At 60.1% G+C, this 21,653-nt stretch carries 21 protein-coding genes; 15 read left to right on the plus strand and 6 right to left on the minus strand.

Annotated elements, in window-relative coordinates; translation table 11 throughout:
- The first annotated feature begins 27 nt into the window (after positions 1–27).
- From miaB to trmB, 8 genes are all read left to right on the plus strand, one after another.
- Positions 28–1,431 carry a tRNA (N6-isopentenyl adenosine(37)-C2)-methylthiotransferase MiaB gene (miaB, locus tag O3S81_RS06605; RefSeq protein WP_269341709.1) on the plus strand — a complete coding sequence of 468 codons (1,404 nt, stop codon included), beginning with the start codon at positions 28–30 and terminating at the stop codon, positions 1,429–1,431.
- Between the two features lie 40 nt (positions 1,432–1,471).
- Positions 1,472–2,527, plus strand: coding sequence for a PhoH family protein (locus O3S81_RS06610; RefSeq protein WP_269341711.1), 1,056 nt, complete (start codon positions 1,472–1,474; stop codon positions 2,525–2,527).
- Between the two features lie 10 nt (positions 2,528–2,537).
- Positions 2,538–3,044, plus strand: coding sequence for an rRNA maturation RNase YbeY (gene ybeY, locus O3S81_RS06615; protein WP_269341712.1), 507 nt, complete (start codon positions 2,538–2,540; stop codon positions 3,042–3,044).
- A 15-nt stretch (positions 3,045–3,059) separates the two neighbouring features.
- Entirely contained in the window at positions 3,060–4,208 is a 1,149-nt protein-coding gene (locus tag O3S81_RS06620; RefSeq protein ID WP_269341714.1) for a hemolysin family protein, read from the plus strand.
- Positions 4,209–4,401: 193 nt separating this feature from the next.
- Entirely contained in the window at positions 4,402–5,991 is a 1,590-nt protein-coding gene (gene lnt / locus O3S81_RS06625) for an apolipoprotein N-acyltransferase (protein ID WP_269341716.1), read from the plus strand.
- A 133-nt stretch (positions 5,992–6,124) separates the two neighbouring features.
- Complete coding sequence (locus tag O3S81_RS06630) at positions 6,125–6,544, plus strand: helix-turn-helix domain-containing protein (RefSeq protein WP_269341718.1); 420 nt, start codon at positions 6,125–6,127, stop codon at positions 6,542–6,544.
- Positions 6,545–6,733: 189 nt separating this feature from the next.
- Positions 6,734–7,996 (plus strand): methionine adenosyltransferase, encoded by a 1,263-nt coding sequence (gene metK, locus O3S81_RS06635; RefSeq protein WP_269341720.1) that lies wholly within the window; start codon positions 6,734–6,736, stop codon positions 7,994–7,996.
- Between the two features lie 171 nt (positions 7,997–8,167).
- Entirely contained in the window at positions 8,168–8,866 is a 699-nt protein-coding gene (gene trmB, locus O3S81_RS06640) for a tRNA (guanosine(46)-N7)-methyltransferase TrmB (RefSeq protein ID WP_269341722.1), read from the plus strand.
- 63 nt (positions 8,867–8,929) lie between these two features.
- Here the strand turns inward: trmB and O3S81_RS06645 are convergent, their stop codons facing one another.
- Both O3S81_RS06645 and O3S81_RS06650 read right to left on the minus strand, forming a co-directional pair.
- Positions 8,930–9,829, minus strand: a complete 900-nt coding sequence (locus tag O3S81_RS06645; RefSeq protein ID WP_269341723.1) for a ribokinase — start codon at positions 9,827–9,829, stop codon at positions 8,930–8,932.
- A 54-nt stretch (positions 9,830–9,883) separates the two neighbouring features.
- Positions 9,884–11,077 (minus strand): DNA recombination protein RmuC, encoded by a 1,194-nt coding sequence (locus O3S81_RS06650; protein ID WP_269341725.1) that lies wholly within the window; start codon positions 11,075–11,077, stop codon positions 9,884–9,886.
- A 148-nt stretch (positions 11,078–11,225) separates the two neighbouring features.
- Between O3S81_RS06650 and def the strand changes: the two genes are divergently transcribed.
- Genes def through truA form a run of 3 tightly spaced genes read left to right on the plus strand, consistent with a single transcriptional unit; the run spans position 11,226 to position 13,519 of the window.
- Positions 11,226–11,738 carry a peptide deformylase gene (gene def, locus O3S81_RS06655; protein WP_269341727.1) on the plus strand — a complete coding sequence of 171 codons (513 nt, stop codon included), beginning with the start codon at positions 11,226–11,228 and terminating at the stop codon, positions 11,736–11,738.
- Between the two features lie 45 nt (positions 11,739–11,783).
- Positions 11,784–12,719 (plus strand): methionyl-tRNA formyltransferase, encoded by a 936-nt coding sequence (gene fmt, locus O3S81_RS06660; RefSeq protein WP_269341729.1) that lies wholly within the window; start codon positions 11,784–11,786, stop codon positions 12,717–12,719.
- Positions 12,719–13,519 (plus strand): tRNA pseudouridine(38-40) synthase TruA, encoded by an 801-nt coding sequence (gene truA / locus O3S81_RS06665; RefSeq protein WP_269341731.1) that lies wholly within the window; start codon positions 12,719–12,721, stop codon positions 13,517–13,519. The genes fmt and truA overlap by 1 nt, the downstream gene beginning before the upstream one ends.
- Before the next feature lie 15 nt (positions 13,520–13,534).
- Here the strand turns inward: truA and O3S81_RS06670 are convergent, their stop codons facing one another.
- The 3 genes from O3S81_RS06670 to dapD are packed head-to-tail and all read right to left on the minus strand — an operon-like array spanning position 13,535 to position 16,180.
- On the minus strand, positions 13,535–14,131 hold the full coding sequence (locus O3S81_RS06670; protein ID WP_269341733.1) for a hypothetical protein: 597 nt from the start codon (positions 14,129–14,131) through the stop codon (positions 13,535–13,537).
- Complete coding sequence (dapE, locus tag O3S81_RS06675; protein ID WP_269341735.1) at positions 14,115–15,311, minus strand: succinyl-diaminopimelate desuccinylase; 1,197 nt, start codon at positions 15,309–15,311, stop codon at positions 14,115–14,117. The genes O3S81_RS06670 and dapE overlap by 17 nt, the downstream gene beginning before the upstream one ends.
- A gap of 14 nt (positions 15,312–15,325) precedes the next feature.
- Positions 15,326–16,180, minus strand: coding sequence for a 2,3,4,5-tetrahydropyridine-2,6-dicarboxylate N-succinyltransferase (dapD, locus tag O3S81_RS06680; RefSeq protein WP_269341737.1), 855 nt, complete (start codon positions 16,178–16,180; stop codon positions 15,326–15,328).
- A 137-nt stretch (positions 16,181–16,317) separates the two neighbouring features.
- On the opposite strand from dapD, the gene O3S81_RS06685 reads away from it, so the two are divergent.
- Positions 16,318–17,184 carry an LOG family protein gene (locus O3S81_RS06685; RefSeq protein WP_442864881.1) on the plus strand — a complete coding sequence of 289 codons (867 nt, stop codon included), beginning with the start codon at positions 16,318–16,320 and terminating at the stop codon, positions 17,182–17,184.
- Positions 17,185–17,351: 167 nt separating this feature from the next.
- Positions 17,352–19,679, plus strand: coding sequence for a methyl-accepting chemotaxis protein (locus O3S81_RS06690; RefSeq protein WP_269341739.1), 2,328 nt, complete (start codon positions 17,352–17,354; stop codon positions 19,677–19,679).
- A 69-nt stretch (positions 19,680–19,748) separates the two neighbouring features.
- On the opposite strand, the gene O3S81_RS06695 is transcribed toward O3S81_RS06690, so the two are convergent.
- Positions 19,749–20,693, minus strand: a complete 945-nt coding sequence (locus O3S81_RS06695; protein ID WP_269341741.1) for a nucleoside hydrolase — start codon at positions 20,691–20,693, stop codon at positions 19,749–19,751.
- Positions 20,694–20,900: 207 nt separating this feature from the next.
- Here O3S81_RS06695 and O3S81_RS06700 point away from each other — a divergent pair, with 207 nt between their 5' ends.
- On the plus strand, positions 20,901–21,326 hold the full coding sequence (locus O3S81_RS06700; RefSeq protein ID WP_060722839.1) for an Hsp20 family protein: 426 nt from the start codon (positions 20,901–20,903) through the stop codon (positions 21,324–21,326).
- Positions 21,327–21,382: 56 nt separating this feature from the next.
- Positions 21,383–21,640, plus strand: coding sequence for a DUF1150 family protein (locus tag O3S81_RS06705; protein ID WP_269341744.1), 258 nt, complete (start codon positions 21,383–21,385; stop codon positions 21,638–21,640).
- Positions 21,641–21,653: the final 13 nt, after the last annotated feature.

The following is a 21,653-nucleotide window of genomic DNA, read 5'->3' on the forward strand; positions in this document are numbered from 1 at the left end:
GGCGGTGAAAAACACTAGATAGCCGCCATGACCCAGGAAACGCTTGGCCTCGACGCCCCACCCGTGATCGCCCGTGAGGGCGCAAACAGCCGCAAGGTTTTTATCAAGACCTACGGCTGTCAGATGAACGTTTACGATTCCGTCCGCATGAGCGATGCGCTGGCGAAGGATGGTTACGTTCAGACTGAGGACATGGGCGAGGCGGATCTGGTTCTCTTGAACACCTGTCACATCCGCGAAAAGGCAGCGGAGAAGGTTTATTCCGCGCTCGGCCGCCTGCGTGACATGAAAAAGTCGCGCGAAGAGCAGGGCCGTGAATTCATGATCGGCGTTGCCGGCTGTGTGGCGCAGGCGGAAGGCGAGGAAATCCTGCGCCGTGCTCCTGCCGTCGATGTCGTCATCGGCCCGCAGACCTATCACCGCCTGCCGGATGCGCTGAAGCGCGTGCGCGGCGGTGAGCGCGTCATCGAGACCGAATATGCGGTCGAGGACAAGTTCGAGCACCTGCCGGTCGCGGAGAAATCCACATTGCGGACACGCGGCGTCACCGCGTTCCTGACGGTGCAGGAGGGCTGCGACAAGTTCTGCACCTTCTGTGTCGTGCCCTATACGCGCGGTTCTGAAGTGTCGCGCCCCGTGCGCCAGATCGTCGATGAAGCGATGAAATTGGTGGATGCCGGCGTGCGCGAGATCACGCTGCTTGGCCAGAACGTCAATGCCTGGCAGGGCGAAGGCCCGAAGGGCGAAAAATGGGGCCTTGCCGAACTGCTTTATCGGCTTGCCGAAATTCCGGGTCTCGCCCGGCTTCGCTACACCACCAGCCACCCGCGTGACATGGATGATCGCCTGATCGGCGCCCATCGTGATCTGCGCATCCTGATGCCCTATCTGCACCTGCCGGTGCAGTCCGGCTCGGATCGTATTCTGAAAGCGATGAACCGTCGCCATACGGGTGAGGAATATATCCAGCTCATTGAAAAAATCCGCAGCGCCCGCCCTGATATTGCCATGTCGGGGGATTTTATTGTCGGCTTCCCCGGTGAGACAGATCGCGATTTCGAAGATACGATGGCGATGGTCGAGACGGTGAAATACGCGCAGGCCTTTTCCTTCAAATATTCCACCCGCCCCGGCACGCCGGGCGCCGACCTGACCGATCAGGTGGAGGAAGATGTAAAGGCCGAGCGATTGGAACGATTGCAGGCCCTGTTGCTGCGGCAGCAGAAGGAATTTGCGGAATCACTGGTCGGAAAAACCATGGATGTGTTGCTGGAAAAGCCCGGCCGCATGCCTGAGCAGTTGATAGGTCGCTCTCCATGGCTGCAATCCGTGAATCTTGATGCAAAGACGTTGAAAATCGGTGACATTGTTAATGTACGAATCACCGCAACGGGTCCAAACAGCTTGTTTGCCGAGGTGGCAGGGAGTTAGAGTGAGGAGCCGACACTGATTGGGACAGGAGCCTGACCGCTTGAACGCACACGAATTGGTATCAAATTCATCGCGCCAGCCACGCCAAGCCGCGACCGACGCCAATCACTTCGTCCTCACGTTCGAGAATAACAGGATAGCGGGAGAGCTATTCGGTCAGTTCGATCAGAACCTGAAGCTCCTGGAGCAGCGCCTCAATATCGACGCCCGCCCGCGTGGCAACTCCGTCGCCATCACCGGCGATGTCGTCGCCACCAATCAGGCCCGCCGTGCGCTGGATTTCCTCTACGAACGTCTGCTCAAGGGCGGAACCGCCGAGGTCTCTGACGTGGAAGGTGCGATCCGCATGGCGGTGGCCGCTGACGACCAACTGACCTTGCCGACGATGGAGCGCAAGGCGAAGATTTCCATGGCGCAGATTTCCACCCGCAAGAAGACCATCGCTGCCCGCACGCCGACGCAGGATGTCTACATGCGGGCGCTGGAGCAGTCCGAACTGGTTTTTGGCGTCGGTCCCGCCGGCACCGGCAAGACCTATCTGGCTGTGGCCCATGCCGCACAGCTTCTGGAACGCGGCGCGGTCGACCGCATCATCCTCTCACGCCCCGCCGTCGAAGCGGGCGAGCGTCTGGGCTTCCTGCCCGGCGACATGAAGGAAAAGGTCGATCCTTATCTCCGTCCGCTCTACGACGCGCTGTATGACATGATGCCGGGCGACAAGGTGGAGCGCGCCATTCAGGCGGGTGTCATCGAAATCGCGCCGCTGGCCTTCATGCGTGGTCGTACCCTTGCCAACGCTGCCGTCATTCTGGACGAAGCCCAGAACACCACGACCATGCAGATGAAGATGTTCCTGACCCGTCTTGGTGAGAACGGCCGCATGATCGTGACCGGTGACCCGAGCCAGGTGGATTTGCCGCGCGGCGTGAAATCCGGTCTGGTCGAGGCCCTGCAAATCCTCACCGATGTCGAGGGCGTGTCCGTCGTGCGCTTCAAGGATGTCGATGTCGTCCGTCACCCGATGGTGGCGCGCATCGTCCGGGCTTACGAATCCCACACTGCCGTGCCGGATGAAAGCCTCGTGAAGGGCGACTGACGTAAAGACAATGACAGTTCTGGATATTCAAATCAGCGTCGAGGCTGAAGGCTGGTCCTCGGATGAGGACTTGGCTGCCTTTGCCACCAAGGCGCTCGATGCGGCGGTCGATTTTCTGAAGCGGGAAGAGGAGCAACCCTTTCCGAAAATGCCGGTCGAGCTGTCGCTGGTCTTTACCGACGATGAAAATATCCGGGAAATCAATGCCGAATGGCGCGACAAGGACAAGGCGACCAATGTCTTGTCTTTCCCCGCTTTTCCGCTGGAACCGGGCGGAATGCCCGGCCCGATGCTGGGCGATATCGTCATCGCCCGCGAGACGGTTGAACGCGAGGCCCTTGAACTTGAGAAGAGTTTCGAGGATCATCTGACCCATCTTCTCGTTCATGGGTTCCTGCATTTGTTTGGTTATGACCACATGGACGAGGAAGAAGCGGAAGAAATGGAGTCGCTTGAGACTCGCATTTTGGCGGTGCTTGGCCTATCTGATCCCTACGCGGGTCAGGAACCGCTTTAAATATTGTCTGGAGCCATGAACGAACATTCTGCACGACCTGCCAATGAGGGCAGAGAAAACGGCGAGCAGTCCTCCTCGGAGGAGGGCAGTAGTCACTTACGTCAGGACTACAATGCCAAGCCGAGATCGACCATCTGGTCGCGCATCGCACGGTTGCTGAAACCATCCCAGGGTGAGCGCCTGCGTGAGGATTTGACCGATGCGCTGATGGACGACACCGAAATCGGTGCGGCCTTTTCGCCTGAAGAACGGGCGATGCTCAATAATATCCTCCGTTTCCGTGAGATCCGGGTCGAAGACATCATGATCCCCCGTGTGGACATTGACGGTCTCGACCAGAACATGACGATCGGCGATGCGCTGATCCTGTTCGAGGAAACCGGACGTTCCCGCATGCCGGTCTATGACGAGACGCTGGATGACCCAAAGGGTATGATCCACATTCGCGATCTGCTGGCCTATGTCGCCAAGCAGGCCCGCAACAAGCGCCGGGCCGGATCGCGCAGCGTCGCTTATGGTGAGGTAAAGGCGCCGCGTTCGCCACGGCCGAATTTTGACCTCGCGCGGGTCGATCTCGAACAGACGGTTGCCGATGCCGGTCTCGTGCGCAAGATTCTTTTTGCGCCGCCCTCGATGCTCGCTTCCGATCTGTTGAAGACGATGCAGGCGCAGAGAACGCAGCTGGCCCTCGTCATCGACGAATATGGCGGTACGGACGGCCTCGTCAGCCACGAGGATATCGTCGAGATGGTCGTGGGTGATATTGATGACGAGCACGACAAGGATGAGGCGATGTTTTCGCGCCTCTCCGCCGATGTGCTTGTTGCTGATGCTCGCGCGGAACTTATAGAACTTGCCGAGGCGATCGGCCCGGAGTTCGACGTGCGCGAACATCTGGAAGAAATCGACACGCTCGGCGGGCTCATCTTTTTCGCGCTCGGCCGCATTCCGGCCAAGGGCGAAGTGGTTCGGGCCGTGCCCGGTTTCGAGTTCCAGATTCTCGATGCGGATAGTCGGCGGATCAAGGGCGTGCGTATCGTCCGTGATCGTGGTTCGCAGGGGCAGGACGACCGGGCTCCGGGTGAAGCCAACGGCGTTATCGCGCTGCCCGCGCCGGATGTTCGCCTGATCACGCACCAGCAGAACGCCGATCAGGAAGGGTGACGGGAAGCCCCGTCACCTCACCTGGCGGCATCAATCCAGCAGGCCGCAGCCGCCAAAAGGCCGCAGGAGGCTTCCGCCGCCATCCCTCCTGTGGACTGCGAATCTTTTTTCCTTTACGTCGGGTTGAGGGGAAATTCCGTGGCGCGGCCTTGCCGGCAGCGGGCTTTTCCGGACGCGCGTAAACGGAGATGGCATGGAGCGTCTTGCAGGCAGGGTAATGCTGGCCGGCGGCATGAGCCGAGCAGTGATGGCGATTGCTGCAGGTGCGGTCGGGGCGCTCGCCCTGCCTCCATTCGGCTTTTTTGCGGCGCTTTTTTTCTCTTTCACGTTGCTCGTCTGGCTCGTGGACGGCTGCACCGGCAAGCCGGGCGGAGGTCTCTTCAGCCGTATCCTGCCGGCTTTCGGCATCGGCTGGTGTTTCGGGCTCGGTTATTTCGTGGCCGGCCTGTGGTGGCTGGGCAATGCTTTGTTGCTGGAAGCGGATGAATTTGCCTGGGCGCTGCCGCTTGCCATCCTCGGTCTGCCTGCGCTTCTGGCGCTGTTTTACGGTTTTGCCGTCGCCGCGGCCAATATCCTCTGGTCGGATGGTATCGGCCGCATCGCAGCGCTTGCCGCCGCCTTCGGCCTTTCGGAGTGGCTGCGCAGTTTCCTCGCGACCGGTTTTCCCTGGAACGCCATCGGTTACGGCATCATGCCCATCCCGATCATGATGCAGTCGGCGCATCTGCTCGGGCTTTTCAGCATTACGACGCTTGCGGTTTTCATCTTCGCTTCACCGGCGCTGATCGGCACGAAAAAGGGTATGGGACCGGGGCTGGTGCTGGCGGGCCTGCTGCTGGCGGCCCATTTCGGTTATGGTTTTTACCGCTTGCAGACACCGGCGGAGACGCCTGCGGACGCCCTGACCGTCCGTATCGTGCAGCCCTCCATCGATCAGTCGCGCAAGATGCTGAATACCGACAGGGCCGAGATTTTTGCAGAGCATCTGCGGTTGTCGGCCTTGCCGCCGGGCGAAGGGAAAAAACGCCCCGACATCATCGTCTGGCCGGAAACCTCCGTGCCGTTCATCCTGACGCAAAACCCGGACGCGCTCGCGGAAATCGCCAGAACACTCGAAGATGGCCAGGTGCTGTTCACCGGCGCCGTCAGGATGGAAGATCAGGGGGCGGGCCGGCCGCCGCGTTACTACAATTCGGTCTATGCGATCGACAGCCAGGGAGAGATCATCGGTGCGACCGACAAGGTGCATCTGACCCCCTTTGGCGAATATGTTCCCTTTGAAGGCATTCTGCGGGAATTCGGCATCGACAATGTCATTGCCCTGCCGGGCGGTTTTTCCGCCGCCTCATCACGCACGCCGCTCACGCTTCCTTCGGGCAAGACCTTCTATCCCCTGATCTGTTACGAGATCATTTTCCCGGGTGAGATGACGCCGGGTCTCCAGGGGGCGGCGGCAATCCTCAATGTGACGAATGACGGCTGGTTTGGTGACACGCCCGGTCCCTATCAGCATTTTCTGCAGGCGAGGGTGCGCGCCGTTGAGACGGGTGTGCCGGTGATTCGCGGTGCCAATACCGGAATTTCCGCCGTCATCGACCCCTATGGCCGCATTATTGCCGGGCTGGACTACGGTCGGGTGGGGATTGTTGACGCCACTTTGAGTGGTGGGTCTAATGACGCATTTACTTACGACACACATCGGACGTATTTCTGGTTGATTTTTTCAATCTGGATGATTGTTGCGGTATTTCCCGCCTTGAGTTTCGCTCGGCGCCAGAATTGACCGGGACCCCCTGTAATTGCATAGTGAATACGTCAGTCGTAAAACAAGTTTAGACGCTGTCGAATTGCCGACTCATTTCTTCGAATAGTAATGAAGCGAGATATCAACCCTTTCCGAGTGTCAGGACCGCATGATGACCGAGAATAAGAAAAAGCCTAACCCCATCGACATTCATGTCGGAAGCCGAATTCGCCTTCGTAGAACCATGCTCGGAATGAGCCAGGAGAAGCTGGGTGAAAGTCTCGGAATTACCTTTCAGCAAATCCAGAAATATGAAAAAGGCACGAACCGTGTCGGCGCCAGTCGCCTCCAGAATATTTCCGCGATCCTCAATGTGCCCGTTTCCTTTTTCTTCGAAGATGCGCCCGGTGATCAAGCCGGCGGCGCGCCGGGCATGGCCGAAGCTTCGAGCTCCAACTACGTGGTCGATTTTCTGTCCTCGGCCGAAGGTTTGCAGCTGAACCGGGCTTTCGTGAAGATCGCCGACCCGAAGGTTCGCCGCCGTCTCGTCGATCTCGTCAAGGCGCTTGCCGCTGAAGGCGACGCCGAGTAAGCGCAGCCCGCGTGGCGCAAAAATTTCCGGCACGGGATGCCGGGCACTCAACGGTCCGCAAGGACCGTTTTTTTGTGCCCAATTGGAAAGGAATTCTCACATAAAGATATATTTATGTGGTTGTGTCCTTGTTTTTCGCGGCCGAAATGACTAACAAACTCCAAGACCGTTCTTTGAGGGGAATCCCGCATGCGTGCCAATTACCTGTTCACCAGCGAGTCCGTGGCCGAGGGTCATCCGGACAAGGTTTGTGATCGTATTTCTGATGAAATCGTGGATCTTATTTACCGTGAAGCGGCCAAGACGGGCGTTGACCCGTGGACCGTGCGCATCGCATGCGAAACGCTTGCGACGACCAACCGCGTGGTTATCGCCGGTGAGGTTCGGGTTCCCGATACGCTTCTGAAGAGGGACAAGGACGGCAAGGTCCTCAAGGACGGTGCCGGCCACCCGGTCATCAATCCTTCCAAGTTCAAGTCCGCCGCCCGCAAGGCGATCCGCGACATCGGTTACGAGCAGGATGGTTTCCACTGGAAGACCGCCAAGATCGACGTTCTCCTGCATCCGCAGTCCGCGGACATCGCGCAGGGCGTGGACAGCGCTTCCGACAAGCAGGGCGACGAGGGTGCCGGCGACCAGGGCATCATGTTCGGTTACGCCTGCAAGGAAACGCCGGACCTCATGCCGGCGCCGATTTATTATTCCCACCGCATCCTGCAGCTTCTCGCCACCGCCCGTAAGAGCGGTGAAGGCGAAGCAGCGAAACTCGGCCCCGATGCGAAGAGCCAGGTGACCGTTCGTTACGTCGACGGCAAGGCTTCTGAAGCCGTGTCCATCGTCCTGTCCACGCAGCACCTTGATGCAAGCTGGGATTCGAAGAAGGTTCGCGCCGTTGTCGAACCCTATATCCGCGAAGCTCTGGGTGACTTGAAGATCGCTGACGATTGCCAGTGGTATATCAACCCGACGGGCAAGTTCGTCATCGGCGGTCCCGATGGTGATGCTGGTCTGACCGGCCGCAAGATCATCGTCGACACCTATGGTGGTGCCGCTCCCCATGGTGGTGGCGCATTCTCCGGCAAGGACACGACCAAGGTCGACCGTTCCGCAGCCTATGCCGCCCGCTACCTCGCCAAGAACGTCGTGGCTGCCGGCCTCGCCGAGCGCTGCACGATCCAGATCTCCTACGCGATCGGTATCGCACAGCCGCTGTCGATCTATGTCGATCTGCACGGCACGGGCAAGGTCAGCGAAGATCAGGTTGAAGCCGCGATCCGCAAGGTCATGGACCTGTCTCCGTCGGGCATTCGCCGCCATCTCGATCTCAACAAGCCGATCTACGCCAAGACGTCTTCCTACGGCCATTTCGGCCGCAAGGCTGGCCGTGACGGCTCCTTCTCCTGGGAGAAGCTCGATCTGGTGAAGCCGCTCAAGGAAGCTTTGAGCGCCTGAAGCATTTCCAGTAAAACTGCGTAGCGGTTTTACGTCCGGAAAATGCGGGGATTCTTTCTAAGCCTTGTCATTCGACGGCGATTGAGAGATACCGTCTGCACCTTTTGTAACCCGCACAGTGCCTCATGTGGCGCTGTGCGGGTTAAGTCTATTTGTTCTTGAGAGTATGAGATGACGGAAGAACGGCGTTCGCGCGCAACGGAAGCGTTTTTTGGCAGACGCAAGGGCAAGCCCCTGCGCAATCAGCAGGTCGATACGATCGAAAACCTGCTGCCTTTGCTGAAAATCGATCTGGAAAGCGCCCCGCCGCAAAATCTCGTCGCTCTCTTTCCGGCGGATGTGCGATCGATCCGTCTGGAGATCGGTTTCGGCGGCGGCGAGCATCTCGCCCACCGGGCGGTCGAAAATCCCGAGACGGGTTTCATCGGCGTCGAGCCCTTCGTCAATTCCATGGCCAAGTTGCTTGCCACCGTGCGCGAACGCGAGCTGATGAATATTCGCCTTTACGACGATGATGCCACACAGCTGCTCGACTGGCTGCCCGAGGGATCGATCGATCATATCGATCTGCTTTATCCCGATCCGTGGCCGAAGAAAAAGCACTGGAAGCGCCGTTTCGTTTCCGACGTCAATCTCGCCCGTTTCCATCGTGTGTTGAAGCCCGGCGGCAAATTCTGCTTTGCGTCGGATATCGATACATACGTCAACTGGACACTACAGCATTGCGCCCGGCATGGCGGTTTTGAATGGACGGCGACGAGCGCTGACGACTGGCGCACGCCCTATGCCAATTGGCCAGGCACGCGTTACGAGAACAAGGCGAAAAGAGAAGGCCGCAGCTCGGCCTATCTCACCTTCATCCGTCGCTAAAGCATTTCCAACAAAAGTGCACAGCGGTTTTACGTCCGGAAAATGCGCTAACGGCCCGATCCCTCAGAGTGCCGCATCCACTTCCGCTGCGAGCGGAATGGAAGGCTGCGCGCCGGCGCGCGTGCAGGCGAGTGAACCTGCAACGGCGGCACGCTTCAGTGCCTTTTCAAAATCCATTCCCTGATCGAGGCTGGCGGCGAGATATCCGCAGAAGGTATCGCCCGCACCGACCGTGTCCACCGGCTCGATCTTGAGGCCGGAAGCCCTATAGACCTTGCCATTGCGAATGGCGATCACGCCATCTGCACCCAGTGTGACGATCAAAGTCTGGCCGGTCCTCTCGTGAAGGGCCTTGAGTTCGCTTTCCCGCTCGGTGCTGGAAAGTCCGTTCTTGCCGATCAGCAGTTCGAACTCGGTTTCGTTGGCAATGACGATATCGGCGAGGCCGGCAAGCCGAGGGCCGTCTGCGGTCAGCGGTGCGGTGTTGATGACGGTGGTGATGCGCTTTGCCTTTGCAGTCGTCAGTGCCGCTTCGATGGCGGGCGCCGGTATCTCGAACTGCAACATCAGAATATCGCCCGCAGCCATCTCGGATATGGTCTTTGCAGCGTCGGATGCGGAGACTTCGCCGTTGGCGGCGGGAATGACCGAGATCATGTTCTCTCCGCCTTCACCAATCAGGATCACGGCCGTGCCCGTCGGGCCGGGTGCTGTCTTGACGAGAGAAAGATCGGTGCCGGCATCGCGCAGCAAGGTCAACGCCGGTGCGGCAAAGGTGTCATCGCCCGCGGCGCCCGCCATCTTCACCGTAGCGCCTGCACGCCGTGCGGCCAGTGCCTGATTGGCTCCCTTGCCGCCCGCGGCCGTGGAGAAGGTCTCGCCGGTCACGGTTTCACCGGGCTTGGGCAGGCGTTTGGCGGTCGCGACGAGGTCCATGTTGATGGAGCCGAAAACAGTAATCATGGGGCGCTGGGTCCATATGAAATTTGAGCAAGGCGGCGACTTTGCCCGAGACGATCACTCGTCGTCAACTACCCGCAATTTGGCAGCACCGGCCCGGTTTTCCGCAAAGCGACGGGCCTGCTCGATTTCGCCGTGCGAAGCTTCCTTTTCCGTCGGTGAAAAATCGAGACCCTCGATTTTCTGGCCGCGTGCCAGCACCTTGTCGGAGGAGATCAGCATCATGTCGACGTCCTTCTGAGCCAGCCCGAAATGGGCCTGCAGCTTGCGCGTCCGGTCATCCAGTCGCCGCACATCGTCCATGAGCAGCGCCACTTCGCCCTGGATGAGATGCGCTTGCTCGCGCATGCGCTGGTCTTTCAAAACAGACTGGATGACCTGCACAGACAGCATCAGCAGCGAGGGCGATACGATGACGACGCGGGCGCGGTGGGCGCGCTGCACCAGATATTCGAAATGCTGGTGAATGTCGGCGAAGATCGATTCGGACGGCACGAAGATGAAGGCTGTATCCTGCGTCTCGCCGCGAATGAGGTATTTCTCGGCCACGTCGCGAATATGTACCTCCATATCGCGGCGGAACTGCTGCACGGCGGCGCGTTTGGTCTCGGGTGTCTCATCCGCCTTGATCGCGTTCCAGGCCTCCAGCGGAAACTTGGCATCGATGACGAGTGGCGGGGCATTGTTCGGCATCTTGATGGTGCAGTCCGGCCGGTAACCGTTGGAAAGCGTCGGCTGAAGCTGGAAGGCCCCGGCAGGAAGCGCATCGGCGATCAGCGTTTCCATGCGCGCCTGTCCGAAGGCACCGCGCGTCTGTTTGTTGGAGAGGATCGCCTGAAGCCCGACGACGTCTTTCGCGAGATCCTGAATATTGCCCTGCGCGGCATCGATGACAGCCAGACGCTCCTGCAGGCGGCTCAGGTTCTCATGGGTTGACCGGGTCTGCTCCGTCAGCGTTTCGCCAAGGCGCTGCGACATGCCGTCAAGGCGCTGGTTCAGCGTCTGGCTCATCTCTGTCTGGCGCGTGCCAAGCGTTTCCGCCATGGCCGCGATCCGGCCATGCAATTCGGACTGCGTTTTCAGGAGATCGGAGATTTCGCCATCGGCTCCCGCTTTTTTGGCACGGTTTGTCGTAACCAGCCATGTGATGACCAGGCCGAAAACCAGAGCCGCAAGCAGCGCGCCGAAGCTGATATCGACGGAGCCGGCCCGTAGTGCGGGATTGAGGAGAACGGAGAAATCTATGCTCATGATTAAATCTAGCAGGTTTCTTGTGATTCGGAAGATCAAAACAAGAACATTCCTGCGGCGGAAATGAGTCGGGCAGGGCGGGTGCCGCAGGCGGTTTCACCTTCGTGTTTTTTATTTCCTCGGCGCGAGAGATACGTTATGGGAAGCCATGACCATCAAACCGCTTATCATTTTGCCCGATCCCGTGCTGCGCCAGCAATCCAAGCCCATCGAACAGGTGGATGCCGAGGTGCTGCGCCTTGCCGACGACATGCTGGAAACCATGTATGATGCGCCGGGTATCGGCCTCGCCGCCATTCAGATCGGCGTGCCGCGCCGCATGCTGGTGATCGACGTTGCGCGTGAGGGCGAGGAAAAGACCCCGATCGTCTTCATCAATCCGGAAATCCTCAAGGTGTCGGACGATATCTCGACCTATGAGGAAGGCTGCCTCTCCATCCCTGACTATTATGCCGAGGTGGAGCGTCCCGCGTCGCTCACGGTGCAATATGTCGGCCGTGACGGCAAGCAGCAGACGGTCGAGGCGGATGGTCTGCTCGCGACCTGCCTGCAGCATGAGATCGACCACCTGAACGGCGTTCTCTTCATCGACCATATTTCGCGGTTGAAGCGCGACATGGTCATCAAGAAATTCACGAAAGCGGCCCGCGCAAAGATCTGATCCGTCCTCTTTGGGTCGGAATGGACGACAGGGCAGGGGGCGACGATGGCTCTTCGCATCATTTTTATGGGCACGCCGGATTTTTCCGTTCCCACATTGCGTGCATTGGTGGAAGCGGGCCACGAAATCGTTGCCGTCTACACCCAGCCGCCGCGTCCCGGCGGCCGCCGTGGTCTTGATCTGCAGAAGTCCCCGGTCCATCAGGCGGCCGAATTGCTGGGCCTGCCGGTGCTGACGCCGGTGAATTTCAAGGCTGAGGAAGATCGTCAGCAATTCCGGGATTTCAACGCCGATGTGGCGGTCGTCGTGGCTTACGGGCTCCTGTTGCCCGAGGCGATCCTCTCCGGCACGCGTCTTGGCTGCTACAATGGTCATGCTTCCCTGCTGCCGCGCTGGCGCGGCGCTGCCCCCATCCAGCGGGCGATCATGGCAGGTGATGCCGAAACCGGCATGATGGTCATGAAAATGGAAAAGGGGCTGGATACCGGCCCTGTCGCGTTGACCGCGAAGATCGCGATCGGCGACAACATGACGGCCGGTGAATTGCATGACAGCCTGATGCTGGCGGGTGCGCGGCTGATGCGGCAGGCGATGGACAAGCTTGAGGCCGGCGACCTGCCCCTCGTCGTGCAGGCGGAAGAGGGTGTGCTTTACGCCGCGAAGATCGACAAGGGCGAAACCCGCATCGATTTCTCGAGACCGGCGCTGGACGTGCACAATCACATTCGCGGCCTTTCGCCGTTTCCTGGCGCATGGCTGGAAATGGAAATCGGCGGCAGGGCGGAGCGCGTGAAGGTTCTTGCCTCCGAACTGGCAAGCGGCATGGGCGAAGCCGGTGCTGCGCTGGATGACGCCCTCACCATTGCCTGCGGCAGCGGGGCCGTGCGCCTCATCCGCTTGCAGAAGGCGGGTGGAAAACCCATGTCGGCGGCCGATTTCGTGCGCGGCACGCCGGTTCCGCCCACAACGAGGCTCGGCTGATGCCACGCTTCCGCATGACCATCGAATATGACGGCACGCCCTATTACGGCTGGCAGAGACAGGAAAACGGCCCTTCCGTTCAGGGCGCGCTGGAGGCTGCCGTCCGGTCGCTGACCGGGGAAAGCGTTTCCATTCGTGGCGCGGGCCGTACCGATTCCGGTGTGCATGCGGTTGGGCAGGTCATCCACGTCGATCTTTCCCGCGATTGGGAACCCTACAAACTCCGCAATGCCGTGAATGCACATCTGGCCATGGCGGGTGAGGCCGTGGCTGTTCTCGATGCTGCCGCCGTGAGCGAGGATTTCGACGCACGTTTTTCGGCGCTGCGCCGCCATTATCTCTACCGCATCATTTGCCGCAAATCCCGGCTGGCGCTGGAGCACAAGCGGGCATGGTGGGTATCGAAGGACATGGACCACGAGCGTATGCATGAAGCTGCGCAGATGCTTGTCGGCCGGCATGATTTCACCACCTTCCGCTCTGTCCATTGTCAGGCGAACAGCCCGGTCCGCACGCTCGACCGGCTGGATGTGACGCGCAACGGCGACCTCATCGAGATTCGTGCGACGGCGCAGAGTTTCCTGCACAATCAGATACGCTCTTTCGCCGGCACGTTGAAACTGGCGGGCGAAGGCACGATGACCCCGGACGATGTGCGCGCCGCACTGGAGGCGCGGGATCGCAAGGCCTGTGGCCCCGTGGCGCCGCCGGACGGTCTTTATTTCATGCAGGTCGATTATCCCGACGTCATTCCGCCGCGTCGCCGTGCCGAAGCCGAAATGACGGAAGACGAGGACTGATCTCCGCGCCGTCTGTCAGGCGGGGTAAACGCCGAGAAAACGCTGCAATGCTTCCGATAGCAGGATGGCAGGCACCAGAAGTGTCATGACGATCGCCGAGACCAGCAGCGACTGGTCGCGGATGAAGAACCGCACGATCCGCGAAAAGGCGAAGACCAGCGACAAAAGCAGTGCCAGCCAGAGAATGGCGACCAGCCCCTGCAACGGCGGCAGGAAGAATGCGATCAGGATCAGGACCGCATTGGCGTAGGAAAAGGGCAACGACAGCCAGTTCATGGTGGTGACGAGCGGCGCGAATTTTTCCCTTGCTCCGAAGGCGTAGAGCAACATGCCGATCAAAAGCAGCGGCACGATCCAGCAGATGGCCTCGACCATGGCAAGGCGGAAGAAGAAGATGAATCCGGTTCCCGTTCCGGGCGGATAGCCGGCGAGAAAGGCGGCGCGCAGCCAAAGCCAGGAAACCAGCATGGCCGGCAGGCACCACAGAGCGGAATAGAAGGATCGCGCCATGCCGCGCTCGGTCAGGTCAAGATAACGTGCGCCATTATGGTCGCCGAGCAGCAGAAGCCACAGGCCGGCCAGATAAAGCCTTACTTCACTTGCCGTCGGCATGGGCGAACCAGCGTTCGATAAAGGTCTCGTAAATGCGCGTCAGCGTCTCGAGATCGGCAACGGCCACGCGTTCGTCGACCATATGCATGGTCTGCCCGACCAGGCCGAACTCCACCACCGGGCAATAATCCTTGATGAAGCGTGCATCCGAGGTGCCGCCGGTGGTAGAAAGCTTCGGCTCCTTGCCGGTCACGGCTTCAACCGCGCCGGAGAGCGACGAGATGAGCGCGTTGTTGCGGGTCAGGAATACATGGCTCGGGCGGTCCGCCCAGACGAGTTCATATTTCACCGGTGCCCGGTCCGGGCGAAGCTCACCTTCAGCCGCAGCGGCATCAAGGCGGCGGATGATTTCCGCCCGCAGGCTTTCTGCCGTCCAGGTGTCGTTGAAACGAATGTTGAAGGCCGCGGTCGCCCGCGCCGGAATGACATTGGTCGCGGCATTGCCGGTGTCGACGGTCGTTACTTCCAGATTGGATGGCTGGAAATCATCCGTGCCGTGATCGAATGCCGGATGCATCAGCGCATGGGTGAGCTGCAACAACCCGCGAACGGGGTTGTCGGCGAGATGCGGATAAGCGGCATGGCCCTGGACACCATGAACGGTGATGCGGCCCGAGAGCGAGCCCCGGCGGCCGATCTTGATCATGTCGCCCAGCTGGTCGGGATTGGTCGGCTCGCCCACCACGCAGGCGTCCCACGTCTCTCCCTTTGCAGCAGCCCATTCCAGAAGCTTGGAGGTGCCGTTGATCGACGGGCCTTCCTCATCGCCGGTGATCAGGAAGGAGACGGAGCCCTGCGGTTTGCCATGTTTTTCGATATGGCGGGCAATGGCGGCCACGAAACAGGCAATCCCGCCCTTCATGTCCACCGCGCCGCGGCCATACATCTCGCCACCGGCGATGTCAGCCGCAAAGGGCGGATGGCTCCATGCGGCCTCGTCGCCCACGGGAACGACATCCGTATGGCCCGCAAACATCAGATGCGGACCTTCGGTGCCGAGCCGGGCATAGAGGTTTTCCACGTCAGGCGTTCCCGCCTCTGTCGCCATCACACGCTCTACCGCAAAGCCGAGCGGCGAAAGCAGGGTATCAAGCAGGGAAAGCGCGCCGCCTTCCGCAGGCGTCACCGAAGGGCAACGGATGAGGGCGGCGAGATTGGCAACGGGATCGGTCGTGGTCATGGCAGTCGCTTTTATCAGTCGCGCAGAAGCTCGTTGATGCCGGTCTTGGAGCGGGTCTTTTCATCGACGCGCTTGACGATCACGGCGCAATAGAGGCTCGGACCCGGTTCGCCGTTCGGGAAAGGCTTGCCCGGCATGGTGCCGGCAACGACGACGGAATAGGGCGGCACTTCGCCATAGGTGATCTCGCCGGTGGCGCGATCGACGATCTTGGTCGACTTGCCGATGAAGACGCCCATGCCGAGAACCGCACCTTCACGCACGATGCAGCCTTCCACGACTTCCGAACGGGCGCCGATGAAGCAATTATCCTCGATGATGGTTGGGCCGGCCTGCAGCGGCTCCAGAACGCCGCCGATGCCAACGCCGCCGGAAAGGTGCACATTCTTGCCGATCTGCGCGCAGGAGCCGACGGTTGCCCAGGTATCAACCATCGTGCCTTCATCGACATAGGCGCCGAGATTGACGAAGGAGGGCATCAGCACGACGTTCTTGGCGACATAGGCGGAACGGCGCACAACGGCATTCGGCACGGCGCGGAAGCCGGCGGCGCGGAACTGGTTTTCACCCCAGTTCTCGAACTTCGACGGCACCTTGTCCCACCAGGTGGATTCGCCCGGTCCGCCGGTAACGATCTCCATATCGTTCAGGCGGAAGGACAGAAGCACGGCCTTTTTCAGCCACTGGTTCACCTTCCAGCTTCCGTCCGCCTGCTTTTCGGCCACGCGTGCCTTGCCGCTATCGAGAAGTTGAAGAGATGTGTCCACGGCGTCGCGAACCTCGCCCTTCGTCGATACGTTCACACCGTCACGGTTGTCAAAGGCGGTTTCGATGATGGTTTCGAGGGAAGAGAGATCCGTAAGGCTCATGGAAAATTCCTTAAAGTCGCGTGTGGTCTTGGTCACGGAAGGTCCCGCGCCGCTGGAAGGCTTTGGCCATTTGATCTAAGGGAGTGTTGGAAAGGCGTCAATGTGATTTGGGTGATTTGGCGCGTCAGACGAAAGGCATGGAAATGACACGACTGAAAAACGGCAAGTTGCGGCGCAAGGACGGAGTATGGGACCCGTTGAAGCGCAGTGCTGTGGACAAGCAGCAGGCCGAGGTCGTGCCGAAAACGCCGCAGTCGGCTTCCCCGTCCTACCGGCTGGCCTATGTGGACATGGATTTCCTCTGCCGTGAGGAATTGCGCCCCGTCAGGCTGCAGCTCGAGCTTCTGAAGACGGAAATGGCGCTCACCGAACGCGGCATCAAATCCACTGTCGTCATGTTCGGCGGCGCCCGCATTCCCGAACCCGGCGGCGAGGCCTGGGCGGCGCGCAACGAAACGCAGAAGCGCAATCTGGAGCAATCCTCCGTCTATTATGACGAGGCGCGCAAGTTCGCCCGGCTCTGCACGGATTATGCCGCAAAATCCGCCCACCTCGAATATGTCGTTGTCACCGGCGGCGGTCCCGGCGTCATGGAAGCGGGCAATCGCGGTGCGGCCGATGTCGGTGGCCCTTCGATCGGCCTCAACATCGTCCTGCCGCATGAGCAGGCGCCGAACGCCTATGTCACGCCGGAGCTGAGCTTCAACTTCCACTATTTCGCCATCCGCAAGATGCATTTCCTGATGCGGGCGAAGGCCGTTGTGATTTTCCCCGGCGGTTTCGGTACGCTGGACGAACTGTTCGAGGCGCTAACCCTGATCCAGACGAAGCGCATGGAACCCATTCCGCTCATCCTCTTCGGTGAGAAATTCTGGCGATCGGTCGTCAATTTCGAATTCCTTGCGGATTTCGGAACCATCGCGCCCGAGGACATGGATTTGTTGCATTTCGCCGAGACGGCGGATGACGCCTGGAAAATCATTTCCGACTACTACGAACACTGATTTCTTGCTTACGCGACGAAGTAATTTTAGGGCTTAATTAGCAATCTTACTCTAATTTTGCCTCGTCGCGATGCAGCACACTGTCCCATTCTGGACGGGCCTCCATGACGGAGATTTTCATCCGTTGACGCCAGCCTTTTCGAGTTGGCGATTTGATCGAGGCCAAAATGTTCAATTTCAAAGTGAAGTCGCTTGCGACGAAACTGATCCTTGTGACCGGTTGCGCCATCACCACGGTTCTCATCGCATCGAATTCCTTCCTTATTTCCCAGACCAGCGAGCGTGTCCATGCGCTGACCATGGAGCAGGCCAATACCGAGGCGCGCGCCATCGCCAACGTCATTGCCGCCGATGTCGGCGAACTCGGCAGTGCTGCACGCTCCATGGCTGGCGTCATTGGTCGCGCCCATCAGGCAAAATCGATGGACCGTCCCGGCATCGTCAATATCCTGAAGGCCAATGTCGAGCAGAATGCCTTCGCTTTCGGAAGCTGGTTCTGCGAACAGCTTGGCCTCTTCGACGGACAGAGCAAGGAGATCGCCGACCGGCTCGATCTCGGTACCAATAAAAACGGTGCTTTCGCTCCCTACTGGTCGAAGACCCAGAAGGGCGATATCCAGTTCTCGACCTTCGACAACGACTATGCGGCTGAATGGTATGCGCTGGCCTCCAAATCCGGCAAGGGCGCCATCACCCAGCCCTATCTCGCCCAGGGCACGGAAGTGCCCACCACCATGACCTCGCTTGCCTATCCCGTCATGTCGGACGGCAAGATGATCGGTGTGGCGGGTGTCGATATTTCGCTGGCCTCGCTGTCGCAGAAGCTGCAGGCGCTGCATCCTTTCGAGACCGGCCGCGTTACGCTCGTTTCCCAGGGCGGCCAGTGGCTGGTGCCGCCCACGCCTGAGCAGAACATGAAAGCCTATGACGGAGATGGCGCAAGCACCGTTCAGGCGGCGATTACCTCCGGCAAGCAGGGCCTTATCGAAAATCTCGGCCTCGATACGGACGCACCCTATAACCGTCTCGTCTATCCCTTCGCCGTTCCGGGCCTCAATGCGACCTGGGTGGTGCTGGTGGATATTCCGCATCAGGCGCTGAATGCACCGGTTCAGGAGCAGACCTATCTGATGATCATCGGCGCGATCGTCATCCTCGCCGCCGTCATCGCCGCGCTTTATTTCGCTGTCCGGTATTTTGTCGGTAACCCGCTCGCCTCGCTGGTCTCCGACGTCCGCACGCTCAGTGATGGCCGCTACGACGTGCCGGTATCGGGCCAAGACCGTCGGGACGAAACCGGCGCCGTTGCAACGGCTCTCGAAGGTTTCCGCGCCAAGCTTGCCGGTATCCGCGAGATGGAAGCCGAAGCCGAAACCCAGCGGGGTCACGCGGAGACGGAGCGCCAGCGGTCTGAATTCGAGCGTAATGAAAACAGTCGCATGCAGCAGCACATCGTCGGCGTACTTGGTGCCGGCCTTAACGCGCTCTCGCAGGGCAATCTGACCTACCGTATCGAGGACGAATTCCCGGGCGAATATGCGAAGCTGCGCGCCGACTTCAACTCGGCGCTCGCCAGCCTCGAGGAAACGGTGTCCACCGTCAACGCAACCGTCGTCAGCATCGGCAATGGCACCGGCGAGATCACCCGTGCCGCCAGCGATCTCTCGCATCGCACGGAGCAGCAGGCTGCAAGCCTCGAAGAAACCGCCGCGGCCCTCAACGAGTTGACCGCTCAGGTCAATTCCAGCGCGGAAAACGCCGCAGAGGCGGCCGGCGCCGTCAGCCATGCCTGCGATGACGCCGGCAAGTCGGGCGAGGTCGTGCAGCAGGCCGTGAACTCCATGCAGGGCATTGCGCAGTCCTCGGCGGAAATCTCCCGTATCATCGGGGTGATCGACGAGATCGCCTTCCAGACCAATCTTCTGGCGCTGAATGCCGGCGTCGAAGCGGCCCGCGCGGGCGATGCGGGCAAGGGCTTTGCGGTCGTCGCACAGGAAGTGCGCGAACTCGCGCAACGCTCCGCCACCGCCGCCAAGGAGATCAAGGGTCTAATCAACACGTCGGCCACGCAGGTGGGCGAGGGCGTCCAGCTGGTCGGCAAGGCCGGTGAGACGATGAAAAAGATCGCCGATCAGGTTCTGCAGATCAACCAGCTCATCCGCCAGATATCGGCCTCGGCCAGCGAGCAGGCGGTTGGCCTGAAGGAAATCAACTCCGCCGTTACCCAGATGGATCAGGTCACCCAGCAGAATGCGGCGATGGTGGAGGAAACGACGGCGGCCAGCGTGACGCTGAACAGCGAAGCCGAAACCCTGAAATCGCTCGTTGCCGGTTTCGCGGTCTCCGGCGGCCATTCCAGCCAGCAATTGCGCGCCACGGCGGCGGCAATGCGTGCGCCGGTTGCTCCGGCAAAGGCCCACGCTGCGGCATCCCGTGCCCGCCCGAGAACCAGCGGTGCAAACGCGCTGGCGCAGGATGACTGGACGGAATTCTGATCCGCCATTCTCGCCGAAAATAAAAAGGGCCGCTGGTTTTTCCAGCGGCCCTTTTTGTCCCTGTCCGGATCAGAGCCGGGCGAAACGTTCGGTCAGCAACTCAAAGAAACCGTCCGAATCCACGTTGCGCATGACGCGGGCATTGGCGGGGCGGTCCGTCACCCCCCACCAGTCCACCACCGTCATGCCCATGGTCAGCTCGGAATGGACCTCGATCTCGACATTGCACTCACGGCCCTGAAACAGTTCGGGCTTGAGGAGATAGGCAATGACGCTCGGATCATGCAGCGGGCCGCCATCCGAACCGTATTTCTCGATGTCGAAACGCTCGAAGAATTCCAGCATTTCCGCCATGGCGATGGCCGGGCGCGTGCCGATGTCACGAATGCGGCTGACGCGCGCCTTGGTGGTCAGCAGTTTGTGGGTGACGTCAAGCGGCATCATGACAACAGGCATGCCGGAGCGGAAAACGATATCGGCGGCCTGCGGATCCACATAGATGTTGAATTCCGCCGCCGGCGTGATGTTGCCACCTTCGAAGAAGCCACCGCCCATCATCACCAGTTCCTTGACGCGGTCGGCGATTTCCGGCGCCTTCAGGAGCGCCAGCGCCACATTGGTCAGCGCACCGAGCGTGCAGAGCGTGACCGTGCCGGCGGGTTCCCGCATCAGGGTTTCGATGATGAAATCGACCGCGTGCTGCTTTTGCGCCTCCATGGTCGGCTCGTCGAGAACCGGGCCGTCTAGGCCGGTGCTGCCGTGAACGTGTTCGGCCGTGACGGGCTTGCGCACCAGCGGCTTCTCCGCGCCCTCATAGACCGGAATATCGGTGCGGCCGCACAATTCGCAGATGATGCGGATGTTGCGGCTGGTCAGTTTCAGCGGAACGTTGCCGGCGACGGCGCATAGTCCGAGAATGTCGATTTCCTCCGGGCTTCCAAAAGCGAGCATGATTGCCGCCGCGTCGTCCTGGCCCGGATCGGTGTCGATGATGATTTTTCTGCGTTCTGCCATGTCTTGCCCGCCGTTGAGATGAGCGCTTTTTTCGAGCGGCGGGTGCTCACTTGTCAAGCCTCATTCCCAAGTGTTCCCCTTTGCCCGTTGCACAGCCTTGCGTATTCCGGTTGTGCTTCCCATATTGCCTTTGCCGGTGCGATTGACCGGCGAGGTTGCCGGAAGCGGGACCGCGAAACGTCGCTTGGTTGCAAGGACAAAAGAGATATGAGCCGCATGACGCCATTCACCCACCCGCTTTTGCTGGGTTTTGATGCCATGGAAAAAACGCTGGAGCGCATGGCGAAGGCCAATGACGGCTATCCTCCCTACAATATCGAGCGCCTGCCCGGCAGCGAAGATGTGCCGGAGCGGCTGCGCATCACCATCGCGGTTGCCGGTTTTTCGCAGGATGATCTGGATGTGACGACGGCTGACAACCAGCTCGTCATCCGCGGCCGCCAGCAGGAACAGGAAAAGCGCGATTTTCTCTATCGGGGCATCGCGGCGCGGCAATTCCAGCGGGTCTTCGTGCTGGCTGATGGCATGCAGGTCAGGGAAGCGCGCCTGCGCAACGGCCTTCTTTCCATCGATCTGGTCCGGCCGGAAATTTCGAACGTGGTAAAGAAAATTAATATTTCCGTCTCAGAGTAGAACGTGAACGCCGGAATCGGACATGAATCGCTCGGCGTGAAGAAGGAGGCTGAAATATGCTTTTAAAAGAAGCGCATGCGCGTCTCACCCGGTCCCAGCTCGCCCATATCGGCGAAGGAGAAGTGGGATATATCCGCAAGATCCGTGCGGAAGACGTAAGCCGCTGTTTCCCGGAAGCGCCTGATCTCGATCCGCAGCTGGATCTGTGGGCACTGTTCGGTGCGGATGGTACGCCAATCCTCCTGACAGACAATCGTTCCAGCACCTTCTTCAAGGCGGCGGAAGACGATCTGAGAACCGTCAGCCTGCATTAGAACATTCCAGAAA

It is taken from the genome of Agrobacterium sp. SOY23 (genome assembly GCF_027212525.1).
In the GTDB taxonomy this organism is placed as follows: Bacteria; Pseudomonadota; Alphaproteobacteria; order Rhizobiales; family Rhizobiaceae; genus Agrobacterium; species Agrobacterium tumefaciens_I.